The sequence below is a fragment of the Flavobacterium tagetis genome (assembly GCF_016735615.1).
Classification (GTDB): domain Bacteria; phylum Bacteroidota; class Bacteroidia; order Flavobacteriales; family Flavobacteriaceae; genus Flavobacterium; species Flavobacterium tagetis.
Genome location: NZ_JAERSF010000003.1, coordinates 137,003 through 161,353 on the forward strand (window position 1 = coordinate 137,003; position 24,351 = coordinate 161,353).

At 33.3% G+C, this 24,351-nt stretch carries 26 protein-coding genes; 11 read left to right on the forward strand and 15 right to left on the reverse strand.

Annotated features, from left to right (window positions below):
- Positions 1 to 9 precede the first annotated feature (9 nt).
- From JI750_RS14720 to JI750_RS14735, 4 genes are all read right to left on the reverse strand, one after another.
- On the reverse strand, positions 10 to 465 hold the full coding sequence (locus tag JI750_RS14720) for a sensor of ECF-type sigma factor (protein WP_202003418.1): 456 nt from the start codon (positions 463 to 465) through the stop codon (positions 10 to 12).
- Positions 466 to 496: 31 nt separating this feature from the next.
- Complete coding sequence (locus JI750_RS14725) at positions 497 to 916, reverse strand: hypothetical protein (RefSeq protein ID WP_202003421.1); 420 nt, start codon at positions 914 to 916, stop codon at positions 497 to 499.
- Between the two features lie 33 nt (positions 917 to 949).
- Positions 950 to 1,492 carry an RNA polymerase sigma factor gene (locus tag JI750_RS14730; RefSeq protein ID WP_202003423.1) on the reverse strand — a complete coding sequence of 181 codons (543 nt, stop codon included), beginning with the start codon at positions 1,490 to 1,492 and terminating at the stop codon, positions 950 to 952.
- A 79-nt stretch (positions 1,493 to 1,571) separates the two neighbouring features.
- Complete coding sequence (locus JI750_RS14735; protein ID WP_202003424.1) at positions 1,572 to 2,765, reverse strand: SRPBCC family protein; 1,194 nt, start codon at positions 2,763 to 2,765, stop codon at positions 1,572 to 1,574.
- 418 nt (positions 2,766 to 3,183) lie between these two features.
- On the opposite strand from JI750_RS14735, the gene JI750_RS14740 reads away from it, so the two are divergent.
- Positions 3,184 to 3,564, forward strand: coding sequence for a pyrophosphohydrolase domain-containing protein (locus JI750_RS14740; RefSeq protein WP_057116704.1), 381 nt, complete (start codon positions 3,184 to 3,186; stop codon positions 3,562 to 3,564).
- A gap of 185 nt (positions 3,565 to 3,749) precedes the next feature.
- On the opposite strand, the gene JI750_RS14745 is transcribed toward JI750_RS14740, so the two are convergent.
- Positions 3,750 to 4,820, reverse strand: coding sequence for a branched-chain amino acid aminotransferase (locus JI750_RS14745; RefSeq protein WP_202003425.1), 1,071 nt, complete (start codon positions 4,818 to 4,820; stop codon positions 3,750 to 3,752).
- Between the two features lie 307 nt (positions 4,821 to 5,127).
- Between JI750_RS14745 and mnmC2 the strand changes: the two genes are divergently transcribed.
- Positions 5,128 to 5,790, forward strand: coding sequence for a tRNA (5-methylaminomethyl-2-thiouridine)(34)-methyltransferase MnmC2 (mnmC2, locus tag JI750_RS14750; protein ID WP_202003426.1), 663 nt, complete (start codon positions 5,128 to 5,130; stop codon positions 5,788 to 5,790).
- A gap of 166 nt (positions 5,791 to 5,956) precedes the next feature.
- On the forward strand, positions 5,957 to 6,154 hold the full coding sequence (locus JI750_RS14755) for a hypothetical protein (protein WP_202003427.1): 198 nt from the start codon (positions 5,957 to 5,959) through the stop codon (positions 6,152 to 6,154).
- Positions 6,155 to 6,184: 30 nt separating this feature from the next.
- On the opposite strand, the gene JI750_RS14760 is transcribed toward JI750_RS14755, so the two are convergent.
- Positions 6,185 to 7,129 (reverse strand): LysR substrate-binding domain-containing protein, encoded by a 945-nt coding sequence (locus tag JI750_RS14760; RefSeq protein WP_202003428.1) that lies wholly within the window; start codon positions 7,127 to 7,129, stop codon positions 6,185 to 6,187.
- Between the two features lie 107 nt (positions 7,130 to 7,236).
- Between JI750_RS14760 and JI750_RS14765 the strand changes: the two genes are divergently transcribed.
- The 4 genes from JI750_RS14765 to can all read left to right on the forward strand — a co-directional run bounded on the left by JI750_RS14765 (position 7,237) and on the right by can (position 10,600).
- The gene (locus JI750_RS14765) at positions 7,237 to 7,716 is read left to right on the forward strand and encodes a Dps family protein (RefSeq protein ID WP_111379024.1); all 480 of its coding nucleotides are present in this window, start codon (positions 7,237 to 7,239) and stop codon (positions 7,714 to 7,716) included.
- Between the two features lie 122 nt (positions 7,717 to 7,838).
- Positions 7,839 to 8,120, forward strand: coding sequence for a hypothetical protein (locus JI750_RS14770; RefSeq protein ID WP_236673059.1), 282 nt, complete (start codon positions 7,839 to 7,841; stop codon positions 8,118 to 8,120).
- Positions 8,121 to 8,203: 83 nt separating this feature from the next.
- Complete coding sequence (locus JI750_RS14775; RefSeq protein ID WP_202003430.1) at positions 8,204 to 9,850, forward strand: SulP family inorganic anion transporter; 1,647 nt, start codon at positions 8,204 to 8,206, stop codon at positions 9,848 to 9,850.
- A 114-nt stretch (positions 9,851 to 9,964) separates the two neighbouring features.
- Positions 9,965 to 10,600, forward strand: a complete 636-nt coding sequence (can, locus tag JI750_RS14780; protein ID WP_111366243.1) for a carbonate dehydratase — start codon at positions 9,965 to 9,967, stop codon at positions 10,598 to 10,600.
- A 49-nt stretch (positions 10,601 to 10,649) separates the two neighbouring features.
- Here the strand turns inward: can and JI750_RS14785 are convergent, their stop codons facing one another.
- Together JI750_RS14785 and JI750_RS14790 are read right to left on the reverse strand one after the other, a co-directional pair.
- Positions 10,650 to 11,852, reverse strand: coding sequence for an LETM1-related biofilm-associated protein (locus tag JI750_RS14785; RefSeq protein ID WP_202003431.1), 1,203 nt, complete (start codon positions 11,850 to 11,852; stop codon positions 10,650 to 10,652).
- 109 nt (positions 11,853 to 11,961) lie between these two features.
- The gene (locus tag JI750_RS14790; protein WP_202003432.1) at positions 11,962 to 12,489 is read right to left on the reverse strand and encodes a superoxide dismutase family protein; all 528 of its coding nucleotides are present in this window, start codon (positions 12,487 to 12,489) and stop codon (positions 11,962 to 11,964) included.
- A gap of 213 nt (positions 12,490 to 12,702) precedes the next feature.
- Here JI750_RS14790 and JI750_RS14795 point away from each other — a divergent pair, with 213 nt between their 5' ends.
- The 4 genes from JI750_RS14795 (at position 12,703) to JI750_RS14810 (ending at position 15,176) form a co-directional block, all read left to right on the forward strand.
- Entirely contained in the window at positions 12,703 to 13,131 is a 429-nt protein-coding gene (locus JI750_RS14795; RefSeq protein ID WP_202003434.1) for an META domain-containing protein, read from the forward strand.
- 4 nt (positions 13,132 to 13,135) lie between these two features.
- Positions 13,136 to 13,648, forward strand: coding sequence for a DUF4251 domain-containing protein (locus JI750_RS14800; protein ID WP_202003435.1), 513 nt, complete (start codon positions 13,136 to 13,138; stop codon positions 13,646 to 13,648).
- Between the two features lie 44 nt (positions 13,649 to 13,692).
- Complete coding sequence (locus JI750_RS14805; protein ID WP_202003436.1) at positions 13,693 to 14,607, forward strand: transporter; 915 nt, start codon at positions 13,693 to 13,695, stop codon at positions 14,605 to 14,607.
- A gap of 83 nt (positions 14,608 to 14,690) precedes the next feature.
- Complete coding sequence (locus JI750_RS14810) at positions 14,691 to 15,176, forward strand: hypothetical protein (protein ID WP_202003437.1); 486 nt, start codon at positions 14,691 to 14,693, stop codon at positions 15,174 to 15,176.
- A 50-nt stretch (positions 15,177 to 15,226) separates the two neighbouring features.
- On the opposite strand, the gene JI750_RS14815 is transcribed toward JI750_RS14810, so the two are convergent.
- The 7 genes from JI750_RS14815 to JI750_RS14845 all read right to left on the reverse strand — a co-directional run bounded on the left by JI750_RS14815 (position 15,227) and on the right by JI750_RS14845 (position 24,344).
- Positions 15,227 to 16,321, reverse strand: a complete 1,095-nt coding sequence (locus tag JI750_RS14815) for a glycoside hydrolase family 18 protein (RefSeq protein WP_202003438.1) — start codon at positions 16,319 to 16,321, stop codon at positions 15,227 to 15,229.
- Positions 16,322 to 16,548: 227 nt separating this feature from the next.
- Entirely contained in the window at positions 16,549 to 18,354 is a 1,806-nt protein-coding gene (locus JI750_RS14820; protein WP_202003439.1) for an acyl-CoA dehydrogenase FadE, read from the reverse strand.
- Between the two features lie 55 nt (positions 18,355 to 18,409).
- Positions 18,410 to 18,760, reverse strand: coding sequence for a four helix bundle protein (locus JI750_RS14825; protein ID WP_202003440.1), 351 nt, complete (start codon positions 18,758 to 18,760; stop codon positions 18,410 to 18,412).
- A 155-nt stretch (positions 18,761 to 18,915) separates the two neighbouring features.
- Positions 18,916 to 20,097: a thiolase family protein gene (locus tag JI750_RS14830; RefSeq protein WP_202003443.1), complete on the reverse strand. Its 1,182-nt coding sequence runs from the start codon at positions 20,095 to 20,097 to the stop codon at positions 18,916 to 18,918.
- Between the two features lie 92 nt (positions 20,098 to 20,189).
- A complete protein-coding gene (locus JI750_RS14835; RefSeq protein WP_202003488.1) occupies positions 20,190 to 22,580 on the reverse strand; it encodes a 3-hydroxyacyl-CoA dehydrogenase/enoyl-CoA hydratase family protein in 2,391 nt (796 codons plus the stop codon).
- A 46-nt stretch (positions 22,581 to 22,626) separates the two neighbouring features.
- Entirely contained in the window at positions 22,627 to 23,085 is a 459-nt protein-coding gene (locus JI750_RS14840; protein ID WP_202003504.1) for a MarR family winged helix-turn-helix transcriptional regulator, read from the reverse strand.
- A 221-nt stretch (positions 23,086 to 23,306) separates the two neighbouring features.
- Positions 23,307 to 24,344 carry a helix-turn-helix transcriptional regulator gene (locus JI750_RS14845; RefSeq protein ID WP_202003507.1) on the reverse strand — a complete coding sequence of 346 codons (1,038 nt, stop codon included), beginning with the start codon at positions 24,342 to 24,344 and terminating at the stop codon, positions 23,307 to 23,309.
- Between the last annotated feature and the right edge of the window lie 7 nt (positions 24,345 to 24,351).

The following is a 24,351-nucleotide window of genomic DNA, read 5'->3' on the forward strand; positions in this document are numbered from 1 at the left end:
TCGTTTAGGTCAATCTTTGCCTTTATCTCGATATTGCTGCAATAGTTTTCGATTAAAATCGTCTTCAGATTTTTTAAGCAATAGTATCTTTTTGGCTGGAAGTACTTTTTTCAAGCTGTTCATGTATTTTTCACGAAGCTGATATATTTCTTTATCAGTACTTTCAATTTGAGATAATAATGTTGTTGCTTCTTTATCTGTAAGATTTTTAAGATTTTCATCTTTTAGCTGTCTCAGATACGTTTTCATTTTTAAATACTTTAATTCATATTGCTTATCATCATAAGCATTATAAATCGGCCAGAATTTTTCAGCTTCAGTTGAAGTCAATTCTAATTCTGTTGTTAAAAAAGACACTTTAAAAGCTTTAATTTTTTCTCGCTTTTCATCAATTTTTCCGCTTTGGGCAAAAATTGAAAAACTTGTCAGAAATAGCAGGAGTGGTAAAATGTTTTTTATTTTCATTGTTAAGCTAAGTTGTTGAGTTAAGTTTGATTTAATTTTGTTCTGAAATTAAGTGTTCTAAGTTTGGACTTGTTGCCAAGATATCTTCTAATGTTTCATCTTCCAAAGTAACATCGTTGCCTAATTTTTCAATATCGTTATCATCTAATTTTTGAATTAAATCATATTGGCTAATATTAGAATGATAGGATAAATAATTTTCTAAAGTAGCTTCATCAAGATCGTTTGAATTTGCTCTGTAATTATTTATGACAGGAACTAATAATGCAAAGCCAACTACGGCAGCGGCAGCGGTCCAAAGTGTTTTTTTACGTTTGTAAAAAGGAATTACTTTAACTTCTTTTTCGTTTAATTGCTGTAAAACCTTTTCTGAAAAATCATCAAAATAATGATCTGGAGCTTTAAAACCAGATTTTATTTTGGGTTCGTTTTCTAATTTAAATGTTTTCATAATACTTATAAGATAGTTTTAGTTACAAAAGGTTTAATTTGATGTAACATATAATTCGATTTTTTTTACTGCGTGATGATAAGATGCTTTAAGAGCTCCGACAGATGTCCCTAAAATATCTGCAATTTCTTCGTACTTTAATTCTTCAAAATATTTCATTTTAAAAACCAATTGCTGTTTCTCTGGAAGTGTTACAATTGCTTTTTGAAGTTTGATTTGAATTTCGTCTCCGTCAAAATATAGATCGGCTTTTAAACCATCAATAGTTTTGTTTTGCAGATCTTCAGATGAAATCCCGCTTAATTTTGCTTTTTGCGATAAAAAAGTCAAAGCTTCATTTGTGGCAATACGATACATCCAGGAAAAAAGTTTACTTTCTCCTTTAAAGTTTTTAAGATTTTGAAAGACTTTTACAAAAGTGTTCTGTAATACATCATCAGCATCATCATGATTCAAAACAATGTTTCGAATATGAGAATACAATGGGCGCTGATAATCAGACAAGAGTTTTTGAAACGCAGCATTTTGCGTTTCAGGGGTTAATAGTTGTTTTATAAATTCTTTCTCGTCTATCAAACTTTTTGTTTTGTAAACTTTTTTAATAGAAGTTAGACAGAATTTAATGCAAAAGGTTTAATGAACCTTTGGAAATTATTTAAAACTCTGAGTCTTCTTCTTGTGCAGGTGTTTGCGTTGGAGCAGGAGCTGGTGCTGCTGGCTTGCGTTTTACAGGTTCTGTGCGTGGCTGTTCAGTACGTGGTTCACTTGTTGTTTCGCCAGTATTTTCTGGAGCATAAACAGGATCGGTAACTGCAGCAGCAGGAACTACTTTTGGTTTTATTGGGAAATAAATTTCGGTTACCAATTTAGATGAAGCTTTTACATCCAATTTGCTTAATGTCAAAATTTCAAGATGCGACCAGCTTAAATCCGGAATAATCTTTTGATTGTTGATATAAGCTGTTGTTTTTGCAATAGCTTCATTTCTATGAGAATAATCTCCATTAAGCGTTGTTTTTACAGCATCAAAACCATTTAATTTTCCTGCTAAGATATCACTTCCTGAACTTGTTGAAATTTCTTTATTTATAGGAAGACAGATCGAAATTTTTGCTAAACCAGTTTTAGTGTCGTAAGTATGATAAATGATAAAAGGTTTTCCTACTGCAGACAATCCATTTGTTTCACTAAAATGAATAAGCTTCGGAATTACAATTCTGGCATTTTTGCTCACCTTGGCAATTTCGCTAGTAAAAGTCTGTTTGATATAAGGAGTTTCTGTTTTCTTTACCACTCCGTCTAGTGTAACGGCAAAAGTTTTGGTTTCGTAATCTAAGTTTTTATCAATATTGGCTAAGCTTTTTTCATAGATAGTTCCAATAACTCTGTCAGAACCGCCATGAAGAGCAGTATATATTTTAAACAAAAAGCTCATTGTTCCTTTTCCTTTCCAAGTAACTTTTGTTTTTCCGTTCAAAGTATCTTTTAAAGTCCAATTTACATCAGCTTCTGTGCCATCAAACTGCATTTTCTGGTCAATGCTTTCACCATCTTTCGTTTTAAGGATAATAGAATTTCCTTTTCCGTCTGCACCATCCCAATAAAATGTAGCTCCATTTCCGCTGGTTTTATTAGCGTAGGTCATTTTAATAGTTGGATCTTCAACCGACCATGATTCAAAATCCTCGTAATTTCTAAAGTCGTTCAGGTAGTTATAAACCGTTGCGCGAGGCGAATTGATAACTTTACTTCTTTCTACAGAAAAATCTCCTTTCTGAGTAGCAACAAAAACAGTAAGAGCAACAAAGCTTAAAAGTGCAAAAAGAAATAAATACTTTAGAATTTTCATGGCAGATTAATTGGTTTCGGTAAAGTTATAAATTTTATTATGAGTCTTACTAATAACCCAGAATTATTAGGTTTTATTTTATTGCGACCAGAATAATTTATCTTTTTAGAAAGATTTTAATTACGAATAAAAGGACAATGAAAAGCAGAAAGGCAAGGAGTACTTTGTAATTTCCTTTATAAAAGACTTTGTGTAATTTCAAATCTTTTCGATAAGCAAATATCATAATGATTACAAATGCAATAAAAAAACATACTCCAAATAGTATTTGACCTTGACTGAACATAGTTATAAAAATTTTTAGCAAATTTAGAGATTTGTAAACGATTTGCTGCTAAATTGCCTTTTCATTTCATTGAATAAATTTTCAGATTTATTAGAAAGAGACTTAAATTAGCAAAAAAAGAAAGACTACTATATGAAAAAACAACTTGACGCCGTAACCGAATTTCACACTGCTTTTAAAATTGGCCACAGTGCAACTCCAATTGCCGATGTAGGAGCAGAGAAAAAATTACTTCGTTATAATTTAATGAAGGAAGAAAATGAAGAATATTACGAAGCGGTTCAAAATAATGATTTGGTTGAAATTGCAGATGCACTTGGAGATATGATGTATATTTTATGCGGCACAATTATCGAGCACGGACTTCAAGATAAAATAGAAGCTGTTTTTGATGAAATCCAACGCAGCAATATGAGTAAATTGGGTGAAGATGGAAAACCAATTTATCGCGAAGACGGAAAAGTAATGAAAGGTCCAAATTATTTTAAACCTGATTTTTCTAAATTGTTGTAAAGAAGATTAAACGCAAAGAACGCTAGGTTTTTTTCTGTGGTTCTTGTAAAAGGTTAAGTTCGCAAAGCTTTGCGTTATTTTTGTCTGAGTTTAATCTTATTTCCACGATAAAATTTTATAATTAAGAAAAATAAAAAACCCGATAAAACTAAATTTATCGGGTTTCTTTTTAATATGGTTTTGGATTATTGAACTTTCACTGTCCAACCAAAAGTATCTTCAGAAAGTTTGTTTTGAAGACTTGTTAGTTTCTCTTTTAAGAAAGAAGCATAAGAATTTTCGATTGGAGCCATTTCGAAGTATTCATCTTTATAAGAGAATCCTTTGATAACACTGATTACAGCAGCAGTTCCTGCACCGAAGATTTCTTTCAAAGATCCGTTTTTAGCAGCTTCAACCAATTCTGAAACAATTACTGGACGAACATCAACTTTCAATCCTTCTTTTTCAGCCATTGCGATCAAACTTTTTCTAGTAACACCATCTAAAATTCTTTCGCTTGTTGGAGCAGTTAATAAAGTATCGTTGATTCTGAAGAAAACGTTCATTGTTCCAGCTTCTTCTAATTTTGTATGCGTTGCATCATCTGTCCAGATAACTTGTTGGAAACCATCTTTGTTTGCCAAGTTAGTTGGGTAAAACTGAGCAGCGTAGTTTCCGGCAGCTTTTGCAGCACCGATTCCACCATTTGCAGCTCTACTAAAATGCTCAGCAATGATAACTTTTACTTCACCTCCATAATATGCTTTTGCAGGAGAAAGTAAAATCATAAATTTATATTCGTCAGAAGGATTTGCAATAACTCCAGGACCTGTAGCAATCATAAATGGACGAATGTACATACTAGCTCCGTTTCCTCTTTGAATCCAATCTTTGTCTAATTTCAATAATTCATTTAAACCATCCATAAAAATAGCTTCAGGAACTTCTGGCATTGCCATTCTTAAAGCCGATTTATTGAAACGGTTAAAGTTTTCATCTGGTCTAAACAACCAAACATCATTATTGTCATCTTTATAAGCTTTCATTCCTTCGAAAATCGCTTGCCCGTAATGGAAGACTTTTGATGACGGATCCATTAAAATTGGTGCATAAGGCTTAATGACAGGGTTTTGCCATTGTCCGTTTTTAAAATCGCATTCGAATAAATGGTCTGTAAATACAGCACCAAAACTTAAGTTGTCAAAATCTACCTCGTTTATTTTTGTAGAAGCAGCTTTAATGATTTCAATTTTGCTCGTTTGAGTTGTACTCATAGTTATGTAAGTTTTTTGTGAGATATTCTTCACTATCAGAAATCTAAAGTGATGATATCGTGTAAATGGAATTTATTGAATGCAAAATTACGTAAAAATCTCTAAAACGTTTAGTGAAAATTCATTATTTATAGGTTTTGACTGAGATTTATTTATCCTATAATAAACTCAAATATTTGATTGATTTTTATAAAGAATTTATGAAAAAAGTGTCGTTTTTTAAGGCTTTACGCATTTGTTTTGACTAAATTTGATTATTGAAATAGCTTGAAAATCAATAAAAAGCTATTATTAAATTATTAAAAAGGTGAAAAGGGAAATAATTAAAACGCTAGATGGCTCAACTACAATTCGTTTGCCTGAATGGGACGAATGTTATCATTCTAAACATGGTGCAATTCAAGAAGCGAAGCATGTTTTTATTAAGAATGGATTGTCATTATTCGATAATCCTATAAGTATATTAGAAATAGGTTTCGGGACTGGTTTGAATGCTTTTATCACGTATTTAGAAGCTATTAGAAAAAATCAGAAAATTGATTATGTTGGAGTAGAAGCGTATCCTGTTGATTCAGATGAAATCTTGGAAATGAATTATGCAGCAGAACTTGACGCATTGGAATTTGAGAACATTTTTGAGAAAATGCATAAAAGCGAGTGGAATGAAAAAGCAGAAATTTGCGACTTGTTCTCGTTAACCAAAAGGAAACAATTTTTTCACGAAATAAACGATTTTGAAATTTTTGATTTGATTTACTTTGACGCCTTCGGATATAGAGTGCAGCCGGAGCTTTGGAGTACTCAAATTTTTCAGAAAATGTACAATAGTTTAAAACCAAATGGAGTTCTGGTTACATACGCAGCTCGAGGGGTTGTTAAAAGAAGTATGATCGAAGTCGGATTTACAGTAGAAAAATTAGCAGGGCCTCCAGGGAAAAGAGAAATGTTTCGAGCTTTTAAAAAGGTTTAAATGAGTAATTTAGAATAATTCTACATTGATTTATTTGTTTTAAGAAAACGTATTCGTTGCTAAAGTTTTTAAAAAAATAAGTTAAAAGTAATATTTATGTTAGTTATTTGTTTAAATTTGGTTCGAGTTTAAAAAAATAGATAACCCCCGAAAATCTTATTTTATTATGTCAAAAATGATGTTTGATTACACGAAATCAATACTTGAAAGAGTTAGTTTCGATCCGATACTTTTCTGCAAAGAGTTAGAAAAAGCTATCAAAACACTGTTACCTTACGAAATGGAACAATTGCAAGAGTGGTTACTTAATTTCGTTGTCGGAAAACCAGAATTAAAGCCAAGTCTACAGCTAATTAAAGTATAAAAGAAAGGAGCCAAATTGGCTCCTTTTTTATTACGCTTTCTTTTGTAATGGACTAATGATTTGAACATTCTGAAAAACAATTGCGCCTTTTACAACGCCTGCAATTGTAGATCTAAGTGCATCAATGATTTGCATTTTTAATTCGCTCTTTGGGTAAATTAAACTTACCTCTCGAGCAGGTTTTGGCTCCTTAAAATTACGGAGCTTCAGTTTGTCGGATTCTTTTAAGTCTAAGGTGTGCAAGTACGGAAGTAACGTTGTACCAAGGCCTTCATCTGCCAATTTAATCAAGGTTTCGAAGCTACCGCTTTGAATTTGGAAATTAGTTTGATCGGCGTCTGAGACATTTTTGCACAAATTCAAAATGCCGTCTCTAAAGCAATGTCCATCTTGTAACAGTAGGATTTCATTTAGATTTAAGTCGGCAACTTCAATTTCTTCTTTCTGGAAACTAGCGTGATGCTCTGGAATGTAAGCTACAAAAGGTTCAAAGTATAAAACAATTTCTTTAATTTTTTCGTCTTCAAGCGGAGTTGCGGCAATTGCAGCATCTAGATGTCCGTTTTTTAACTTCAGAATAATTTCTTCTGTATTAAGCTCTTCAATCAAGAGTTTTACTTTTGGGTATTTCTTAATGAAATTATTCAAAAACATTGGCAGAAGCGTAGGCATAATCGTTGGAATAATTCCTAGACGAAATTCTCCACCAATAAAACCTTTCTGCTGTTCTACAATATCTTTTATACGATCAGCCTCGTTTACGATGTTTTTTGCTTGACTTACAATTTTTTGTCCTATATCGGTAAGTTGGATCGGTTTTTTACTTCGGTCAAAAATTAAAATATTAAGTTCTTCTTCAATTTTTTGTATTTGCATACTTAGAGTTGGCTGAGTAACAAAGCATTTTTCTGCAGCAAGTGTAAAATTTTTATGCTCAGCAACCGCTAACACATATTGCAATTGAGTTATAGTCATGTTGATAGTAATTTGTGATGCAAAAATAAGAAAATATAATTTTTATTTATGTTTATTTTAATAAAGTTACTCTAAATTTGTAGTAAATTAGTGTAAAAAAATAGATTATGAAGACAAATATTTTAGGATTACCAGTAAAAGAGTCAGAATTATTAGTAAAAGAATTGAATGTATTATTGTCAAATTTTCAAGTGTATTATCAAAACTTGAGAGGAATTCACTGGAATATTCGTGGAAAACGTTTCTTTGATTTACATGTAAAATTTGAAGAGTTATATACAGATGCACAATTAAAAATTGATATGATCGCAGAAAGAGTTTTAACAATAGGAGGAACGCCTCTGCATACTTTCGAAGATTATATTAAAAATAATAAATTAACGGTTGGAAAAAATATTTCTAACGATGAAAAAGCAGTTCAATTGATTGTTCATTCTTTATCAGATTTATTAAAAATAGAAAGAGAGATATTGAACAAATCTGACGAAATAAACGATGAAGGTACCAATTCTATGATGAGTGACTTCATTGCTGAGCAGGAAAAAACAATTTGGATGATGAATGCTTGGTTAGAAGAATCATTATAAAATATTGGTTTTTAATAAAATAGAAGCAGAATGGAATGAAAATTGCATTCTGCTTTTTTGTTTATGTTAAATTTCTATAAAAATCTCTTTGATTTTATTTGTTTAACGCTATTTTTGCTTCAATGAAATTTATAGCTCGCATATTATTATTCATATTTATTGCCTTCTTATCGACCCCGACAATTGTTCAGGCGATTAAGAAAGGAAATAATACGGCTATATCTTTTAGTATCGCTGAAGAAGAAGTGCATAAAGAACTTAAAAATATAGTTCATCCTACTATTCTTGAGCATGAAGTTTTGATTCCGGTTTACATCGAGAAAAAAACAATCATTTCTGAAAACATTGTCAAACTAGACAACATCTCTCCGAGCATTTTTGCTCCACCACCTAACGTAGCATAATACTTCCGATTATTTCGAACTTTAGCCGCATTTCTATCGAGATGGGGTAAATCTTTAATGAATAATTTTTTTAGTATTATATTATGACAAAAAAAATCAATCTTTTTGCCAACCTTAAATCTGATTTTGCTTCAGGTTTAGTGGTTTTCTTGGTGGCTCTTCCGTTGTGTTTAGGTATTGCAATGGCTTCTGGAGCACCATTATTTTCTGGAATTATCGCTGGTGTTGTGGGTGGTATCGTAGTAGGATATTTGAGCCAGTCACATATTAGTGTATCGGGTCCAGCTGCTGGGTTAACAGCTATCATTTTAACCGCAATTACCGATTTAGGAGCTTTCGATGTATTTTTAATGTCTGTTTTTATTGCTGGATTAATTCAATTAGCATTAGGATTTTTAAAAGCAGGAAGCATATCGAACTATTTCCCGACAAACGTAATCGAGGGAATGTTAGCGGGTATCGGAATTATTATCATCTTAAAACAAATACCGCACGCTTTTGGTTATGATGCAGATTTCGAAGGAGATCAGGCTTTTATTCAAAATGATGGAAGTAATTCATTTTCATTTTTGTTTGATGTTCTAAATCATATTCACTTAGGGGCTGTGGTAGTTTCGGCAGTTTCATTGGTAATTTTATTGGCTTGGGAAAAAGTGCCTTTCTTAAAAAGAATTAAACTAGTTCCTGGAGCTTTGGTTGCTGTTATTGCTGGAGTAGTTTTAAACGAAATATTTGTATCTACAGGAAGCACTTTGGCAATTGCGAAAGAACATTTGGTTTCTTTGCCAGTTCCAAAATCTTTTGAAGACTTTAAATCAATTATAATTACACCAGACTTCACCGCTGTTACAAATCCGCAAGTTTGGGTAGTTGCTATTACAATTGCCATTGTCGCTTCTATTGAAACTCTTTTATGTATTGAGGCTTCTGATAGAATGGATGTGCAAAAACGTTACACAAACACCAATGTTGAACTTAGAGCACAAGGTGTGGGTAATATTGTAAGCTCTCTTTTAGGAGGTTTGCCAATGACATCTGTAGTTGTAAGATCTTCTGCGAATAATAATGCAGGAGCAAAATCTAAAATGTCAGCCATTATTCATGGTGTACTTTTATTAATAAGCGTATTGTCTATACCAGCAATTTTAAACAAAATTCCTTTGGCAACATTGGCTACTGTTTTGATTTTGGTCGGATATAAATTAGCAAAACCAGCAACCTTTATGCATTTCTGGGAAAAGGGGAAATACCAGTTTGTACCTTTCATTGCAACTTTGGTCTTTGTTGTTGCGACAGATTTGCTAAAAGGGGTTGCGCTGGGAATTATTATCAGTATCATCTTTGTTTTGAGAGGAAACTTAAAAAGAGCTTATGTTTTCAAGAAAGAAGAATATGAGGATGGAGATATCATTCATATTGATTTAGCTCAGGAAGTTTCGTTTTTAAATAAAGCGGCGATCAAACAAACATTGGCTGAAATTCCAGAAAATTCAAAAGTAATTATCAATGCTCATGATACCGAATATATTGCGCATGATGTTTTGGATTTAATTCGCGAGTTTAAAGAAACAAGAGCAGTTGATGAAAACATCAAAGTGAAGCTTAAAGGTTTTAAAGAAGCGTACGAATTAGAAAATACACCAGAAAATAGTAATCATGTTACGATTGAACATTATTATGATGTAGCGAAAAGGGAACTGGTTAAAAGAGAAGTTGTTAAAAGCGAATAATTAAAATAAGGTGTTTTTAAGGCCAAAGAAATGTCAAAATTTAGGTAACTTTACATCAAGTTCGTTTTTTGCGACTATTATAACTTAGAAATTACCACACAAAAAATAAAAGAAATGAGAAAATTTTATGAGCAGTTATTAGAGAACAATAAAAAGTGGGTAGAAACTTCATTAGCAAAAGATCCTAATTATTTTGCTGATTTAGCAAAAGGACAGCAACCACCATTATTATGGATTGGATGTTCTGACAGCCGTGTTCCTGCAAACGAAATTGTTGGTGCAAAACCAGGTGAAGTTTTTGTACATAGAAACATTGCCAATATGGTTGTGCATTCTGATATGAACATGCTTAGTGTTCTTGATTATGCAGTAAACGTTTTGAAAATTAAGCATATTATCGTGTGCGGACATTACGGATGCGGTGGTGTGAAAGCTGCAATGGGGCATCAGTCTGTTGGAATTATCGATAACTGGTTACGTCATATTAAAGATGAATACCGTCTGCATGATAAATACTTGAATTCTATTGAGAATGAAGAAGAGCGTTTTAATGCTTTTGTTGAAATCAATACTAAAGAGCAAGTTTACAACTTAGCAAAAACATCTATTGTTCAAAATGCTTGGAAAAATGGACAAGATTTAATGCTTCACGGATGGGTTTACGGATTAAATTCTGGTTTTGTAACCGATTTGAATGTAACAATCAGCTCAAATGATGAATTGGATTCAGTTTATCAATTAGATCTTTAATAGATAATGATAGAGATAAAAAATCGCCCTGAAAAGGGCGTTTTTTTTTTTATTCGTTTTCGTCTAAATTCTCATTAAATGCCGATGGAAGCATTGTTGGAATAAACTTAATTAGTATCGGTAATAGTAAACTTCCGCCAGGAAGTAAAAATATGGTTAGTGATGGAATGGTTTTGCAAATATCCAAAAGCTGTTTTTTTACCTTTTTCTTTTCCTTTGCATCCAAATCTCTTGTTGTAGAATAGGCAAGCAAAACCATTAATTCTTTACTCTGAACAATTTCCTTAATTAATCTATTTTTATTTCTAATGATCAGTTTTACAACGCTATGCGTCATTTGGTCATAAAAATGCTTAACAGGATTTGAATAATTAAAGTACGGAATCTTCTTTTTATGCGTGGTGATAAAAGTATTGGTTGTGTCCATACTTTTTGTTACAAAATCATCAGGAACTCCCATTGTTGATCCTAAAGCATATAGGAAATACGATTCTTCGTTTTCTACTACACCATCACTCCACAATGCCATTCCGGCCATGTCGATTAGATAATATTGTTCAAGCCTGTTTTTAAAGTAATCAAGATTTAAAGTTTCTAAAGTTTCAACCGTAACTTTTGAGAATTTTGAATAACGTATAGAAGCTTCAAAAAGTTTGATCAATAAATCGTCGTGTTGCGATTTTACAGTTTTAGTTTTTAAAGCCAAGCCAACAATTCCTAAAACAGTTTCTTCAATTCGTTTTAAATATTTTTCAGGAATTTCTCCGTGTTCTAAATATTGTCTAAAAGCTAAAACATCAATAAACAAAAGAGCATTCGTTACCAAATGCGAAAAGTTTTTACTGATGATACTGTCGTTGGTTTGAACTCTCTGATCAATAATGTTTTCCAGAGATAAGGAAGGGGTATCTTTAGGCAATAAAATTTTAAACAAATTAAAGCCTTCCGGGTTCATTTGTTTGTAAAACTTTAAAACTTCAGTAATAAAATTTTTAGGTTCCGAATTTCTTTTCTCTAAACAAAAAACATGATAGAGTGTATTAAGTAAAGCAACTTTTGAAATTTCGGTTTTAAACCAGCCTTTTATCGGAATCGGAATTTGAGAATCTATCGCAATAATATGTCCGTAAATGAATCCCGTTTCTCTCACTTTATAGTAAAACGAGTCCACTGTTTCAAAAGGAATTGCTTCTGAAAACTTCTGTTCACTAAAAAATTTATCGATCCAGCCTGGTGCTGATGGGTTAATCATGGACTTTATTTTGCTGATGCAAAGCTATGTCTTTTTCTTGTTTTAGGATTCATTTTAAAATGAAATAACCGCTAGATTTTGTTAAAAATAGCGGTTATTATGATTTTTCTTATTTGATGATTCCTGCGCAGGCAACTCTTCCTCCTGCATTTCCAGTTGGCTGGGTTGTAAAATCGTCTGTTCCGGCGTGTACAATTAAACCTTTACCAAGAACATCTTTGTTAGAATCTCCACATCCAACGCACCATTCGTCGGTAGTTAAAGTGATAGATCCGTTACCTTTTGCATCAGCGGTAAAGTTTCCAATATCACCTTTATGATATTCTCCAATTCCCCATTTTCCATGTTTTTTGAAAGTCGGATTCCAGTGTCCTCCAGCAGAACTTCCGTCTGCAGAACTACAATCTGCTTTTTCATGAATGTGAATTGCGTGAACTCCAGGTTCTAATCCAGTGATTTTTGCTGTAAAAGTTACTTTGCTATTTTTCTCAACAAAAGTAGCAGTTCCGGCTACTTTGCTGTTGCTTTTTGGTTCTAATGCAACAGTCAGAGTTTTAGCATCATTTGATTTGTTATTTGTTTTACAGCCAATGATTAAGGCTGTAATTATAGCGAACGAAACAATTAGTTTTTTCATATCTACGGGCATTTTTAGTTAAAGATTAAGTAAATTTAACATAAAATAACGGAATTGATTAACTCTAAAAGTTAAAAAAAAGTCAAACTATACGTTATAATTTGATATTGATTGAGTTAAAAACCGAAAATATTGTTTAAATTCGTATAGGTTTTTAACGAATAATTTCTGAAAACCATTTGTCTAATTCGCTCACATTTAATTCTTAATGTTATGATGAAAAAGATTTTTACCCTCGTTTTTTTTAGTTCGTTTTTAATTTCCTGCAAATGCGCAAAAACATATTCAGTTTCTAAACTTGATGGAACTTGGGAATTGAATTACATTTCTGGACCACGAATTGCTTTTGATGGATTATACCCAAATAAAAAACCAACCATACAATTTGATACCAAAACAAATCAGGTTTCTGGTAACGCAAGCTGTAATTCATACACAGGGAAATTGGTTGTTGATGGCAACAAAATTGATTTTACTCAGCCAATGGCAGTAACCAAAATGATGTGTTTGGATGGATTGCAAGGTGAACAAACTTATTTGAGTACGCTTCAAAAAATAACTTCTTACGATGTAACTGATGATGGTAAGACTTTGAATTTTATTTCTGGAGATATTGCCATGATGCGTTTTACTAAAAAATAGTGTTATGAAAACTACGATGTCTGTTTTACTGTTTTTGATTGTAATTAACTTTTCGGTTTCTGCACAGGAAAAGACAAAAAAAGAACTCAAACAGGAAAGAGAATTAAAGAAACAAAACGAAATTAAAGCGCTTATAGATAGTCGAAATTTTGTTTTTGAAGCTCAAAAAACAACGCCTCAAGGTGGGAGATTAATTCAGCTGGACTATAATACTTATTTTTTAAAGTTTAAAGTTGATAGCACAACTTGCGATCTTCCTTTTTTTGGACGTGGTTATAATGTAGGCTATAATACTGATGGCGGTATAAAATTTGAAGGGAAGCCGGAGAATATTAGAGTCGAAAGTAAAAAGAATAATACCATTCTAAAGGCAACAGTAAGAGGTAGAAGCGATGTCTATGATTTAACGTTTTCTATATTCTATAACGGAAGTACAACACTTTCTGTGAGTAGCAATAATAGAGGTCCAATTAGTTATGATGGAGTAATATATGCTCCAAAAACAGCAGAGAAATAATGATTTAATTCAATACTAAACTTGTCACAAATTCATCTGACTATATGATAAGAAAGTTTTTTTGGTTATTAAAGTGGCAGTTTTCGGTTTTGTTTTTCTTTTTTGGTGTGTGCAGCGTATTCGCTCAGGATTTGGAACCCAGAGTGTATGCAAATGTTCCTAAAGGTTTAAATGTAATTGCGGCAGGTTATGTTTTTATGAATGGAAATGTGCTGACAGATCCTTCTCTACCCATAAAAGATTTTACACTTCAAAGCCACAATATGGCTGTAAATTATATCAGAACTTTTGGGATGGCAGATAAACTGGCTCGTATACAGGTAGCGTTACCTTTTACGTTTATGGATGGATCTGCTGTAATTAGTGATCAGCTGATTACTGGCTCAAGAACTGGTTTTGCAGATATGAAAGTGCGTTTCGGAATTAATTTGCTAGGTTCTCCTGCACTTGATAAATCTGAATTCAGAAGTTTTGAGCAAAAAACAATTCTTGGAGTCAGTTTAGTTACTTCAATTCCAACAGGAAGATATTATGGTGATAAACAAGTAAATATTGGAACAAACCGCTGGGCTTTTAAACCTGAAATAGGGGTGTCGAAACGGTTTGCTCATGTATATGCCGAGGCCTATGGCGGGATGTGGTTTTATACGGATAATAATGATTATTTAGGAAAAAAATTAGAGCAAAAACCAACCTATAGCCTTCAGGCGCATGCAAGCTATTATTTTAAAAACCAAATGTGGGTTGGCTTCAATACGACTTGGTTTTTTGGAGGACGAACTATTACTGATGGAGTTTCAGATGATAGCCAGATTGATAACTGGAGAGTAGGAGGAACTTTTTCTACTCCAATTGCGAAAGGACAGTCGGTCAGATTTCAATATCATATTGGAGCATATACCAACAACGGACTAAATTATTATGCCTTATCAGCAGTTTATCAATATTCTTTCTTTTAAAATTTTGATTATGATTTAATGTGTTTAAAATCAGTATATTTGAGTATGCATATATTTTTAAAAACAAATTTAAAATTGAAACTATGAAAAAATTAAGTCTTATTCTTATCATGGCGATAGCCTCATTTTCATCGTATGCGCAATCTTCTTATAAAGAAGATTTGGAAGTAGTACAAAGTGTTTATGGAAAATCTAAAGCTGAATTGGTAAAACAGTACATGAATTTATCTGATGCGCAAGCAGCAGCTTTTACTAAAGTTTACGATAATTATGAAACGTCGCGAAAAGCTTTAGGGCAGACTAAGTTTCAATTGATAAATGATTATGCGGCTAATTATGAAACTTTAACCGATGAAAAAGCGGATCAATTGGCTAAAGCAACTTTGAAAAACCATATTGATTATGAGAAACTTTACTCTAAAACTTATAATCAGGCAAAAAAAGCGATTGGTTCTATAAATGCGGCAAAGTTTATTCAGCTTGAAGTATATCTTCAAACCATAATAAGAAGCGAAATTTTAGAAGCAATTCCGTTTATTGGAGAATTAGATAAGAATAAGGTGCAGTAATCTTATACGATTTATATAAAAAAAGGGAATCATTATGATTCCCTTTTGTATTATTTCTCAGTTTTAACTTTGTAAATTTCATTTACCATTCCGTCACGGAAACTATCTAAAGTAAGCTCCCAGAACATTATTCCTCCTAATTTTTTAGCTTTTACATATTCAGCTTTTGCTTTAATAGACTTTAAATCATCAGATGTTGCAAAAGTTTTCGTTGAAGCATTGTACCAATATGGTGCTTGAGCTTTTTCATCATAAAAATATTTCCAGCCGTTTGCTTCTGTATATGTTGTAGCGTAGTTTTTAAAGTCAACACCTTGAAAGTGTTCTCCAGCTTGATACAATCCATTATTGATGTTTTCTACATTTTTCCATTGTCTGGTATAAAATGCTCCTCCAATTACTAGTTTTTCAGCAGGAACACCAGCTTTTAATAAAAACTCAACAGCTCTATCTGTAGATTCTTCTTTAGGATTTGTGCTGTATAATGGAGTATGATGCCCCGTAACTTTTGAATATCCGTTTACTAAATCGTAACTCATGATATTGATGCGGTTTACATAAGGAGCAACAGCTTTCCAATCTATAGACTCATCTAAACATTTTTGAAAACCTCCTGCAGCAAAACTTAGTTCATATTTTTTTCCCAATGTCGAACGTAAAATTTTAAGAAGTTCTGTAAAATTAGGTTTGTCAGCAGCTTGGTATAAATGTCCAGGAAGTCCTTCGATTGATGGATATTCCCAATCTAAATCTAAACCATCAACTTTAAAATAATCGCTTACTTCTTTTACAGATTTTGCAAATTTTAAGCGTCCTTCAGCAGTTGAAAATGCTTCCGAGCATGGCTCACAGCCTCCCCAGCCACCAAGAGATAAGATAATTTTAAGTTGCGGATTTTTTGCTTTAAGCGAAACCAAATGCTTGATAGTGATAGAGTCTTTAGCTGAATCAACGCTTAATTTCCCATCTTTTAGATGGCAAAAACTAAAGATAATCTGGTTTAATTTTCCAATCTCATATTGGTCAATAAGTTGAGAATCGCCAGTATAGTAGGCAATGATATCCATTTTTTTGTTTTTCTGTGCGAAAGTAGTAGTAATACAAAAGCACAATAAAAATGATGCAATTAGGTTAATTTGTTTCATTATTTTGTTTTTTATAGTTTTTAGAATGTTAAATATACTGTAATACATTTAATATTTAACACCCTGAATGCTCTAGAAAGTCAATTTTAACGAATATTTTGCAAATTTCTGCAAAAATATTGCGTCTTGTAAGTGATGTCTTTCACTGATGTAACAAAAAAATAAGCCCGCGCAGTTTCGGACTTGCGCGGGCTTAAACAAATTAAAAGCTAAAAACTATTGTGATATTAGAAGCAGTAAGTATCTTCTGCTACTAATTTTGCTGCGATTTTTTCTCTCAATGCGACAACGTTTGGCAAGTTTGTATATTTTGTGAAACGTTTTAATCCCATTAACATCATACGTTGCTCGTCACCTTCAGCAAAAGAAGCAATTCCTTCTTTTCCTCTTAAGTTTACGATATCTACAGCTTTGTATAAGTATAATTTTGCCATAGCGATTTGCTCTTGAACTTTATCTTCTCCTTGAGCTTTTGCTAATTTTTCAGTTCTCAAAATTGTACTTTCAGCCATGTAGATTTCGATCAAGATATCAGAAGCAGCCATTAATAATTGTTGGTGAGCATCTAATTCAGGACCATATTTTTGAACGGCGCTACCAGCAACCATTAAGAAAACTTTCTTAAGGTTAGCAATAATTCCTTTTTCTTCAGAGAATAATTCAGAGAAATCTGGAGTATCAAAAGATGGAATTCCCATTAATTCTTCTTGAACTTTCATTGCTGGTCCAAGTAAATCAACGTGTCCTTTCATTGCTTTTTTGATCAACATACCAACAGAAAGCATTCTGTTGATTTCGTTTGTTCCTTCGTAGATACGAGCGATACGAGCATCTCTCCAAGCACTCTCCATTGGAGTATCTTCAGAGAATCCCATTCCACCAAAAATCTGAATTCCTTCATCAGAACAAGATTGAACGTCTTCAGAAACCGCTACTTTCAAGATAGAACACTCGATAGCATATTCTTCAACACCTTTTAATTCTGCTTCTTGATGAGAAGTTCCTTCTGCTTCACGAGCTGCAATTCTGTCTTCGATATCTTTTGCAGCACGGTAAGAAGCGCTTTCTCCAGCATAAGCGTTAGTCGCCATTTCAGCTAATTTAGAACGGATTGCTCCAAAAGATGAAATAGAAGTGTTGAACTGAATTCTTTCGTTAGCATATTTTACAGCTCCAGAAGTAACTCTTCTTTGAGCATCTAAACAAGCTGCAGCTAGTTTAATACGACCAACATTCAAAGCATTCATTGCAATTTTGAAACCGTTTCCTCTTTCAGACAGCATGTTTTCAACCGGAACTTTTGTTTCGTTGAAGAAAACCTGACGAGTAGAAGAAGCACGAATTCCTAATTTATGCTCTTCTTCATTCATAGAAATTCCGTTTGAAGGATCGTTTTCTACGATGAAACCTGTAATATTTTTATCATCTCCAATACGAGCAAAAACGATGAAAACGCTGCAGAAACCTGCATTCGAAATCCACATTTTTTGTCCTGTGATAGAGTAGTATTTTCCATCTTCAGATAAAACTGCTTTAGTTTTTCCTGAGTTAGCATCAGATCCTGCGCCTGGCTCAGTTAAGCAATAAGCACCAAACCATTCTCCAGTAGCCAATTTTGGAACGTATTTTTTCTTTTGTTCTTCAGTACCATAAAGGGTAATTGGCATAGTTCCAATTCCTGTATGCGCCCCAAATGCAGTTGAGAAAGAACCTGTTGCTCCAGAAATGTAGTCACAAACTAACATTGTAGAAACAAATCCCATTCCTAATCCGCCGTACTCTTCTGGAACCGCAACTCCAAGAAGTCCAAGTTCACCAGCTTTACGCATAGATGATTCTGTATAAGCGTAATCTTTTTTCTCAAAACGATCTTTGTGCGCCCATAATTCTTTGTCAACGAACTCTTTTACAGAGTCACGCATCATTAACTGCTCTTCCGAGAAATCTTCTGGTGTGAAGATATCTTCGCATTTTGTTTCTTTAACTAAAAACTGACCACCACGAGTCACGTTTTTTTCGATTGTATCTGCCATTTTGTTTTTGTTTTTTATGAAAGAAAATAGAATATAGAGTACAGAAAATAGACTTTTACTTTAGTCCGTTTTGAAAACCCATTGTCATCCTTTGGAATTCTTCTATTTTAATTTCTAATTGGTTAAATTGTATCTCGTTTATATATTTTCTATGTTTAGCAATCAATAATTGTGTAACTAGTTCAAATGAAGAACCAAGAGAAATGTCTAAAAAGTGACTAAAAGACTTATCAGTTCTGGAAGATCCTTCAGCAATATTACTAGGCATCGAAACCGAACATCTGCTTATTTGAGAACTCAAATCGTATCGTTCGTGTTTTGGAAATTCTATTAATATATCTGAAATTTCATTAGCAATCGCAATTCCGATCATCCAAATTTTTAAGTTCTTATAATTGTGTCTCATGTTTTTTTTGAGTCAATTTAAGAAATTAAAACAAAAAAGTAGGATTAGTACTATTTTTTTGTTTCATTTTTAAACATTTTATCATTTAAAAAATTTTATCTCTTTATTCTCAAAGAAAAACATCTATTCTCTTTGTTCTATATTCTATTCTCTTTTTAAATAACCTCGTAAATCCCAGCGCTTCCTTGTCCAGTCCCCACACACATCGAAACGATTCCGTATTTGTTACCTCTGCGTTTCATTTCGTCGAATAACTGAACAGAAAGTTTAGCTCCTGTACATCCCAGAGGGTGACCTAAAGCAATTGCTCCACCGTTTACGTTTACGATTTCTGGATTAATGTTTAATTCACGAGTTACTGCTAAAGCTTGTGAAGCAAAAGCCTCGTTTAATTCAATTAACTCAATATCGTTTAATGTTAATCCCGCTTGTTTCAACGCTTTCGGAATTGCTTTTACAGGACCAATACCCATAATTCTTGGCTCAACACCAGAAGAAGCAAAGTTTACCAAACGTGCAATTGGCTCAAGGTTTAATTCTTTTACCATTTCTTCGCTCATAATTAAAACGAATGCAGCACCGTCGCTCATTTGAGAAGAGTTACCCGCAGTTACACTTCCGTCAGCAGCAAAAACTGGTTTTAAACCTGCTAAAGCTTCTTTAGAAGTTCCCGCTCTTGGTCCTTCGTCTTTATTTACAACGTATGATTTTGTTTCTTTTTTACCATTTTCATTAATGAAAGTCTGTTCAACAGTAATTGGAACGATTTGTTTATCGAATTTTCCTTCTGCCTGCGCTTTTAACGCTTTCATGTGCGAGTTGTAAGCAAATTCATCTTGGTCTTCTCTAGATATTTTATATTGGTTAGCCACCGCTTCAGCAGTTAAACCCATTCCCCAATAATAATCTTCGTGACCTGCAGCAGCAACTTTATAATCCGGAGTTGGTTTGTAACCTCCCATCGGAATATAACTCATACTTTCTGCACCACCAGCGATGATACAATCTGCCATTCCTGATTGGATTTTAGCAGTCGCCATTCCGATAGTTTCTAATCCAGAAGCACAATAACGGTTTACTGTAACTCCAGGAACGTCTTCCACTTTTAATCCCATCAAAGAGATTAAACGTCCAACGTTTAAACCTTGTTCCGCTTCCGGCATGGCATTTCCTACCATCACGTCGTCGATACGTTTTTTGTCAAAATCAGGCAGTTCGTCCATCATAAACTGAATGGTTTCTGCAGCTAATTCATCAGGTCTTTTAAATCTAAAAACACCTTTTGGAGCTTTTCCAACTGCTGTTCTATATGCTTTTACTATATATGCTGTTTTCATTTGTTTTATTTTTTAAGAGTATAGAAGATAGAGTATAGAAAATAGACTTTTCGAAGTCTTAAATCTATATTCTATTCTCTTTGTTCTATTTTCTAATTTCTAAGTGGTTTTCCTTTAGTTAACATATATTGAATACGCTCCAGCGTTTTTCTTTCTGTACATAAACTCAAGAAAGCTTCACGTTCGATATCTAATAAGTATTGTTCAGATACTAAAGTTGCCTCAGATAAATCACCACCAGCCATTACATAAGCCAGTTTGTTAGCGATTTTCTTGTCGTGCTCAGAAATGTATTTTCCAGCTTGCATTTGATCTGTTCCAACTAAGAACATACCCAAAGCTTGTTTTCCTAGAACTTTAATATCATTTCTTCTGATTGGCTGTGTATATCCAGCTTCCGCTAATAATAAAGCATGTTTTTTAGCTTCTGCAATCTGACGATCTTTGTTTACGACAATAACGTCTTTTCCGTGCTGTAAAAGTCCAGTATCAAAAGCTTCATAACCAGAAGTCGAAACTTTAGCCATAGCGATTGTCAAGAAATACTCTTGAAGAACGTTCAATTCCACATCATTTTTGCGGAATAAATCAGAAGCTCTTAAAGTCATTTCTTTAGAACCACCACCGCCAGGGATAACTCCAACACCAAATTCAACTAATCCCATATACGTTTCTGCGGCAGCAACCACTTTATCAGCGTGTAAGCTCATTTCGCATCCACCACCAAAAGTCATTCCGTGAGGCGCAACTACAACTGGAATAGAAGAATAACGAACTCGCATCATGGTGTCTTGGAACAATTTAATCGCCATGTTCAATTCGTCGTATTCCTGCTCAACCGCCATCATGAAAATCATTCCGATATTAGCTCCAACAGAGAAATTCGCTGCTTGGTTTCCAATAACAAGACCTTGATATTCTTTTTCAGATAAGTCGATTGCTTTATTGATCGCTTGAAGAACATCACCACCAATTGTATTCATTTTAGATTGGAATTCTAAATTTAAGATTCCGTCTCCTAAATCCTGTATGATTGCACCACTGTTGCTCCAAACTTTTTTGCTTTCGCGAATGTTGTTCAGAATAATAAATGAATCTTGTCCAGGAACTTTTACTTGGGATTTTGTTGGAATATTATAGAAATAAGTAGCTCCTTCTTTTACAGTATAGAAACTATCGCTTCCAGAAGCCAACATTTCAGTAACCCATGCAGCAGGCGCTAAACCTTCTGCTTTCATGATTTCAATTCCTTTGGCAACACCAATAGCATCCCAGATTTCGAATGGACCATTTTCCCATCCAAAACCAGCTTTCATGGCATCATCAATTTTGTATAATTCGTCTGAGATTTCAGGAACTCTGTTTGACACGTAAGCAAACATTCCAGCGAAACTCTTACGGTAGAATTCTCCCGCTTTATCAGTACCTTTTACTAAAACTTTGAAACGATTGATAGGTTTATCGATAGTTTTAGTTAATTCTAAAGTTGCAAAATTTGCTTTTTTCGCAGCGCGGTATTCTAATGTATCTAAGTCTAAAGAAAGAATATCTTTATCTACTTTTTTGTAGAAACCTTGTCCAGTTTTGCTCCCTAACCAGTTATTTTCCATCATTTTGTTGATGAAATCAGGAAGTTTGAACAATTCATGTTGTTCGTCGTTCGGGCAGTTTTCGTAAATACCATTGGCAACGTGTACCAAAGTATCCAAACCAACAACGTCAACGGTACGGAAAGTAGCCGATTTTGGACGACCAATTACAGGACCAGTCAATTTATCAACTTCTTCAATTGTTAATCCCATTTCTTTTACCAAGTGGAATAAACTTTGGATTCCGTAAATACCAATTCTGTTTCCAATAAACGCCGGAGTATCTTTTGCAACAACCGAAGTTTTTCCTAAGAATTTTGATCCGTATTCGTTTAAGAAATCCAATACTTCAGTAGAAGTTTTTGGACCAGGAATAATTTCAAATAATTTTAAGTAACGCGCAGGGTTAAAAAAGTGAGTACCGCAGAAGTGTTGTTGGAAATCTTCGCTTCTTCCTTCACTCATAAAGTGAATTGGAATACCAGAAGTGTTTGAAGTAACTAAAGTTCCCGGTTTACGGAATTTCTCGATTTGTTCAAAAACTAATTTCTTAATGTCTAAACGCTCTACAACAACCTCGATAATCCAGTCAACATTAGCAATTTTTGCCATATCATCTGTTGTATTTCCAGTCGTAATTCTATTTGCGAATTTCTGACTGTAAATAGGAGATGGTTTCGATTTTAATGAATTCGCCAAATGTTCGTTTACCACACGGTTGCGAACGGCTTTACTTTCAAGTGTTAATCCTTTTTTAGCTTCAGCTTCGGTCAGTTCACGCGGTACAATGTCCAGAAGTAAAACTTCGACACCAATGTTAGCAAAATGACAAGCTATACCTGAACCCATAATTCCGGATCCAATTACAGCAACTTTTTTAATTGTGCGTTTCATACTTGTTATTATTTGTTTGTAGGAGAAAATAAATGCTTTTTAAAAACTATTTATTTTCTGTGTTTTCTGTTTGATTAAATATGTTTTTATCGTGAATCAGTTCATTGATAATTTCAGAAACCTCGATAAAATGATTCAGCTTTTCTTCCGAAACATGTTTTCTAACGGTTTCATTAAACTTTAGAACTGTATTTTTAGATAAATCTCTTTTTTCTTTTCCAAAATCGGTTAGGTAGATTAAAACGCCTCGCCCGTCGCTTGGGTTTTTCTTGCGAACAATTAAACCTTTTTCTTCCATAGATTTTAAGGTTCTTGTTAAGCTGGTGGCTTCCATTCCCATTCTTGGGCCAAGAGCCGTTGATGGAGTTCCTTCTTCCTTGTCCATACTTAAAAGAGCAAATCCTGTTGCCATTGTTGCATCATATTTAGCAGCCTCTTCATTATACATTCTTGAAACAGCCTGCCATGTTGCTCTCAAAATATAATCTATCGTTTTGTCTTTCATAGGTAACTATATCGATTTCAAATATAATTAAAAAATACTATGCATGCATATAATTTTTTAATAATTTTTTGGTTAGTTATAAAATATCCCTGATTTAGAGGGTTTTGGTTGTTTATTTTAAGTGTAATATACTATTCTTTTTTTAGATTTTAACATTTTTAATGCTGTAAAAATCCTTTTTTAGTTTTTAAAACGCATTTAATTCTGTATTCTGTAAAAAATTATGCATTTATTTCAGTTGGTTTTTCTGAATCGTAGCGTGTAATAGCGTCTTGAAGCATCTTTTTCATACGATTTCTCAGACCTTCTGGCTTTAAAATCTCCAAACAGCTTCCAAAACCTAACAGAAGTCGTTCCATTTCATAATTTGGTATTACATATATATGTATAATAATACTGCCGTCTTCATTTTCTTTGATTAATCGCTGAGAAGTATGCAAAGGTTTTGTAAGCACATAAGGCGCATTCGAAGCATCAACCCATAATTCAATACGTCTTGCATTTAATCCTGAATTTACTGTAACGCCAATTACATCTTTATAATAAATGTCGGCATCAAAATCTTCTTCTAAATAAGGATGATTAAAATCGTAATCAATAGAAATGATTCTGTCTAAAGCCAAATTGGTAATTGGTTGAGAAGTTTTTTTCTTTCCGATTAAAAACCACCGATTATTAAATTCTTTCAAGATAAAAGGATGAAAATGGAATTTCGTTTCTTCGGTAGATTTAAAAGATTTATAAGTAATAATGAGAACCATTTTCTTAATTATCGCCTGATAGATTTCATCCAAATAATACAGTCCTTTTAGTTTCTCATTTTTATCGAGATAAATAACAGGTTTGGTATGCGACTTTTCGGCGTAGATTTTATCTTCTAACCGCTGTAAAATATCCGATACATCATTAAATAGTGAGAAATCTTTAAATTGTTTCAGCATCGAAACGGTTTCCGTCAAAACATTCATATCGGTTTCCGTCAACGGAATATCGGTTATCGAAAAATCTTCGTCTTCATATTTATAATACTTTTTATCGTAAACCACGATTGGCGCATTATAACCCAATTTTTCACTTCGCATCAGCTGAATATCCATTTGAATGGTTCGTTTGCTGATTGGGTTTTGACGTCCTTCGTATTCAAATAGAGCTTCAGAACATTCTTCGATTAAATCTTCGAGTGTCCATTGTCTGTATTTATTTTGAAGGCATTTATCGATTGTTTTGTACCGAATTAAGGCGTTTTTGTTTTGTGACATTGCTTTG